This window comes from Dietzia sp. E1 (assembly GCF_014145015.1).
Lineage (GTDB): Bacteria > Actinomycetota > Actinomycetes > Mycobacteriales > Mycobacteriaceae > Dietzia > Dietzia cinnamea_A.
In genome coordinates this window covers 1-4,942 of record NZ_JAALDU010000043.1, presented here as the reverse complement: position 1 = coordinate 4,942, position 4,942 = coordinate 1, and the positions used below count along the sequence as shown (strand labels likewise).

Annotated in this window: 5 protein-coding genes and 1 pseudogene; 3 read left to right on the top strand and 3 right to left on the bottom strand. The window is 69.1% G+C overall.

The window, feature by feature from the left end; translation table 11 throughout:
• Positions 1-158 precede the first annotated feature (158 nt).
• Positions 159-509 carry a metalloregulator ArsR/SmtB family transcription factor gene (locus tag G6030_RS02165; protein ID WP_043566840.1) on the bottom strand — a complete coding sequence of 117 codons (351 nt, stop codon included), beginning with the start codon at positions 507-509 and terminating at the stop codon, positions 159-161.
• A 98-nt stretch (positions 510-607) separates the two neighbouring features.
• Here G6030_RS02165 and arsB point away from each other — a divergent pair, with 98 nt between their 5' ends.
• The 3 genes and pseudogenes from arsB to G6030_RS16800 all read left to right on the top strand — a co-directional run bounded on the left by arsB (position 608) and on the right by G6030_RS16800 (position 2,553).
• Positions 608-1,720 carry an ACR3 family arsenite efflux transporter gene (gene arsB, locus G6030_RS02160; protein WP_007628295.1) on the top strand — a complete coding sequence of 371 codons (1,113 nt, stop codon included), beginning with the start codon at positions 608-610 and terminating at the stop codon, positions 1,718-1,720.
• A pseudogene (locus G6030_RS16805) lies at positions 1,717-2,121 on the top strand (low molecular weight phosphatase family protein); the annotation flags it as partial. The gene arsB and the pseudogene G6030_RS16805, both read left to right, overlap by 4 nt.
• A gap of 18 nt (positions 2,122-2,139) precedes the next feature.
• Positions 2,140-2,553 carry an arsenate reductase ArsC gene (locus G6030_RS16800; RefSeq protein WP_317259873.1) on the top strand — a complete coding sequence of 138 codons (414 nt, stop codon included), beginning with the start codon at positions 2,140-2,142 and terminating at the stop codon, positions 2,551-2,553.
• 55 nt (positions 2,554-2,608) lie between these two features.
• On the opposite strand, the gene G6030_RS02150 is transcribed toward G6030_RS16800, so the two are convergent.
• Positions 2,609-4,108 (bottom strand): glutamine synthetase family protein, encoded by a 1,500-nt coding sequence (locus G6030_RS02150; protein ID WP_182642057.1) that lies wholly within the window; start codon positions 4,106-4,108, stop codon positions 2,609-2,611.
• A gap of 107 nt (positions 4,109-4,215) precedes the next feature.
• Positions 4,216-4,860, bottom strand: coding sequence for a trimeric intracellular cation channel family protein (locus G6030_RS02145; protein ID WP_182642056.1), 645 nt, complete (start codon positions 4,858-4,860; stop codon positions 4,216-4,218).
• Positions 4,861-4,942: the final 82 nt, after the last annotated feature.

Genomic DNA, 4,942 nt, shown 5'->3' with positions numbered 1-4,942 from the left:
AGGTCGCCGTCCGGTTCCTCTCACTCGAATAGTGACCTACGCCGGGCGTCGGGAGCCTGCCGTCCGGCCACCACTCCGGGCAACCGCTCGCTTCTCGACTCCACCGCGCACTTCCGCGCCATGCGAAAGCACACCACAGGGCAGGGGTCGTCACCCGGTCACGACAGGTCCAGAAAGCTGCGCAGGTCGTTGAAGGACTCGCGCACCACGGTGTAGTGCGCCCACTTACCGCGCTGCTCGCGGACCAGCAGCCCGGCCTCGACGAGCTTCTTGAGATGGTGGCTGATCGTCGGCTGGCTGATGTCGACCACCTCGAGCAGATCGCAGGCGCACACCGAGTCACACCCCTGCGCCGCGATATGCGACAGGAGGCGCAACCGCATAGGGTCCGCGAGCGCCTTGAGTCGCGCCGACATCCGCTCGGCGGTCGGCGCGTCCACCGGGCCCGCCGACATCGAGCAACACGCGTCCTGCACCGGGGCCGACAGGCCGGGTTCCACTGTTGTCATCGTCCACCTCACCTGACCCCGAAGATACATTGACACTCACCGATATGTCAGCCTAGCCTCCCCCATAGACAATCATCGATCTAAGGACGTTCTCCCGGATGAGCACCATGATGACCGGGCCCGGCGTGGCACCGGTCGCCAAGAAGATGTCGTTCCTCGACCGCTGGCTGGCCCTCTGGATCCTCACGGCGATGGCCGTCGGGCTACTGCTCGGACGGTTCATCCCCGGTCTCGACCGGGTACTGGACTCGGTGAAGGTCGGCGGGATCTCCGTCCCGATCGCCATCGGACTCCTGGTGATGATGTACCCGGTGCTCGCCAAGGTCCGCTACGACGAGACCCACAGGGTCACCGGCGACCGGAAGCTGCTCACGCTGTCCCTGTTCCTCAACTGGGTGCTCGGCCCGGCGTTCATGTTCACCCTCGCGTGGGTCTTCCTGCCCGACCTGCCGGAGTTCCGTACCGGGTTGATCATCGTGGGGCTGGCCCGCTGCATCGCCATGGTGTTCATCTGGAACGACCTGGCCTGCGGGGACCGGGAGGCCGCCGCGGTGCTGGTGGCCATCAACTCGGTGTTCCAGGTCGTGGCGTTCGGCGCCCTGGGCTGGTTCTACCTGCAACTGCTGCCCTCCTGGCTGGGCCTGGAGACCACGACGGCCGAGTTCTCGGTGTGGGCGATCGTGCTCTCGGTGCTGGTGTTCCTCGGCATCCCGCTGTTGGCCGGCTTCCTCACCCGGATTCTCGGTGAGCGGGCCAAGGGTCGTGAGTGGTACGAGGAGACGTTCCTCCCCCGGATCGGACCGTGGGCCCTGTACGGGCTGCTGTTCACCATCGTCCTACTGTTCGCCATGCAGGGCGAGGCCATCACCTCCCAGCCGCTCGACGTGGCGCGGATGGCCGTACCCCTCCTGCTGTACTTCGTCCTCATGTTCGCCCTCAGCCTGTTCGCCTCGCGGGCGGTGGGGCTGAACTACGCGAAGTCGACCAGCGTGGCCTTCACCGCGTCGGGCAACAACTTCGAACTGGCGATCGCGGTGTCGATCGGCACCTTCGGCATCGCCTCCGGCCAGGCCCTCGCGGGCGTGGTCGGGCCGCTCATCGAGGTCCCGGTCCTGATCGGGCTCGTTTACGTGGCACTGTGGGCCGGACCGAAACTCTTCCCGGGCGACCCGACGCTGCCCGATCGTTCGGTGACCGGAACCCGCTCATGACGGGGGAGCAGAAGACCGGTCGCGTGCCCGGCGTTCTGTTCGTGTGCGTCAAGAACGGCGGCAAATCCCAGATGGCGGCGGCGCTCATGCGCCTGCACGCCGGCGACGCCGTCGCCGTCCATTCGGCGGGCACGACGCCCGGCTCGGCGGTCAACGCGCTCGCCGCGGAGGCGGTCGCCGAGGTCGGCGCCGACATGTCCGGTGAGACCCCCACGGCCGTCGACCCCGACCTGCTGCGGCAGGTGGACCGGGTGATCGTCCTGGGCGATGAGGCCGCCGGGGAGATCGACGACGACGAGGTCAGCGCGTTCGATATCTGGCACACCGACGAGCCGTCGCACCGCGGCATCGAGGGCATGGAGCGGATGCGTCTGGTCCGCGACGACATCGATCGCCGCGTCCGCACCCTGCTCGCAGAGCTGACCGATTCCAGGCCCCGCGTGCTGTTCGTCTGCGTCCACAACGCCGGGCGCTCCCAGATGGCCGCCGGCTACCTGTCCCACCTGGCCGGAGGACGAATCGACGTCCTGTCGGCCGGGTCGGCACCCAAGGATCAGATCAACCCGGTCGCCGTCGAGGCGATGGCCGAGGACGGCGTCGACATCACCTCGGCCACGCCGAAGATCCTCACCACCGACGCCGTCCGCGCGTCCGACGTGGTCATCACCATGGGCTGCGGCGACGCGTGCCCGGTCTTCCCCGGCAAGCGGTACGAGGACTGGGAGCTGGCGGACCCGGCGGGCCAGGGAATCGAGGCCGTCCGGCCGATCCGTGACGCGATCAAGCGGCGGGTCAGCGCGCTGATCTCCGAACTGCTCGAGACCGAGTCGTAGCGGACGGGCAGGGGGCAGGCCCGCTCCCCCGGGCCACCTCGCCGACCGGGCGGGCTCAGCCGACGTGCCAGTGACGGCGGATGAGCTCCTCCCGGTCGGCGTCGCCGTTTCCGGAGTCGCCCACCTCGTCGTCGTCGTCATCGTCATCGTCGTCGTCGTCATCACCGCGTAGCCCCGCGAGCACCGAGTCGATGAGCGCGGCGGGGAACACACCGTCGGCCTCGAACATCTCGCGCTCGGCCTCCAGCACGTCGGCCGACTCCGCGCACGAGGTGGGCAGGGTCTCGAAGTCCTCGCCGTCGGCGGCAGTGAGGCGCTCGGCCTGCTGCAGGCTGCCGGGGTCGTCGAGCCCGCGCCTGGCCGCGACGGCCATGCCCGCCAGGAGCAGGTGCACGTCGGCTGAACCGTCGCCGAGCCGGAACTCGACGGTCTGGGGGTGCGTGGCGGGCTCGGGGATCGGCTCGGAACGGCCGGGGTTGGCGTGAGCGACCATGTCGCCCAGGACGTTGCCGCCCCAGGCCAGCGGGACCCGGACCAGGCCGGTGCGGTCCTGCATCCCCCAGCAGATGTCCTCGGGCGACTCGTCGCCCTCGGCGAACCTCAGGTAGGAGGTGGGGACGGTGTTGCCGAACGCGGACAGTGCCCGGGCGGCCGAGAGGTAGCCGGCGATCAGTCTGCGCGCGGTGTCGGTGATGCCGGCGTCGTCGACGATGACGTTGGCGCCGTCGCGCACCAGGCGGCTGTGGATGTGCAGACCGTTGCCCGCGCCGTCGCCGCTCACCAGCGGGGCGAAGGTCGCCTCGAGGCCGTGGGCGTAGGCGACCTGACGCACCACCCACTTGGTCAGGACGATGGCGTCGGCGGCCTGCTCCAGGGGGACGGGCTGGAGTTCGATCTCGTGCTGGACCAGCTGTCGGTCGTCCTCCAGGATGTTGCCGACCTCGCCGTGCACGTACTTCATCGCGACCCCCATCTCGCGGAGGTGCCCCAGCACCTGCTCGCGGACCCGCTCGTGCTTGGAGAAGGGCGCCGACTCCTGGTAGCCGCGTTCGGACTCGACGGGGTAGATCGGCTCGGGATCGGCGGCGAGATAGTACTCCAGCTCACCGAATGCCTCGAGCGTCATGCCGGTCTGGAGCGTCAACACCTCGGCGGCGCGGCGCACGACCTGCTCGCGCGCGTAGGGCAGCGGCGTGCCGTCGGGTGCGTAGAACGAGCAGAGCACGTCGAGCGAGGTGCGTTCCCCGAAAGGGTTGAGGAACGCGGTGCGGTGGCGCGGGACGATGTAGACGTCGCTGGCCTCGGTGTCGGTGCCGGGGAAGACGCTCGAGCCGTCCACGCGCTCGCCGCGGGTGAGCACCTCGTGGAGGTGCTCGCGCGAATTGATGGGGAAGGCGAGCGTCTTGAGCCTGCCGTCGCCGCCGACGTAGCGCAGGTTGACCTGGCTCAGCTCCAGCTGTTCGGCGGCCCGCACGAGGTCGGCGGCGGTGAAGTCGGCCGTCGGCTTGCCGAGTAGGCGGACGAGCGGGTGGGGTTCCAGTGCGTCGATGGCCATGCCCCGTTCTACCAGCGGCAGGGCCGGTACGCTTCCGGTCGACCGAGCGTCCTCGCGCGGCCGGGTCTTAGGCGTAGGCCACGGTGTTGAACTGGTCGCCCGCAGTGTCAGTCCACGTCCTTGGACCAGCCCCGCAGACTCCATCGGTGGCGCCGACGATCCCGCGGACGGCGACCGGGCTGCTCGCGCTCCTGGTAGTAGTCGAACACCGGCAGTCCGAGCTTGAAGCGGATCGCGGCCACTCGGAGGCCGAACCCCACGACCAGGGTGATCACCGCGCCCCAGTTCTCCGGGACGCCCGCAGCCACCAGGCCCACAAAGACGAGCGCGGCAAGGATGGCGATGCTGGCGTACAGCTCCTGCCGGAACACGAGTGGTACCCGGTCGCACAGCAGGTCACGCATGACTCCTCCGAATACGCCCGTGATGACCGCGGCGGCGACGGCGATGAGGACGCCGTGCCCCATCTCGAGAGCGATCCGCGCGCCGATGATCGCGAAGACCGTCAGTCCGAGCGCGTCGAGCCCCAGGAAGAGCACCCTGAAGTGCCGCATGATCGGGGCCACGACCACGGTGATGACCGCGGCCAGCGCGACCAGCGCGAGGTAGGACGGGTGCTTCACCCAGATGAGCGGATAGTGACCCAGCAGAACGTCCCGGATCGAGCCGCCGCCGATGGCGGTGACGCACGCGACGATCACCACGCCGAACAGGTCCATGCGCTCGCGACCGGCGGCCAGCGCGCCGGTCATCGCCTCGGCGGTGATACCGATGAGGAAGAGAACGGTGAGAAACTGGCCCTTCCGGAATCAGAGTGCATTGATCCGATTCTGG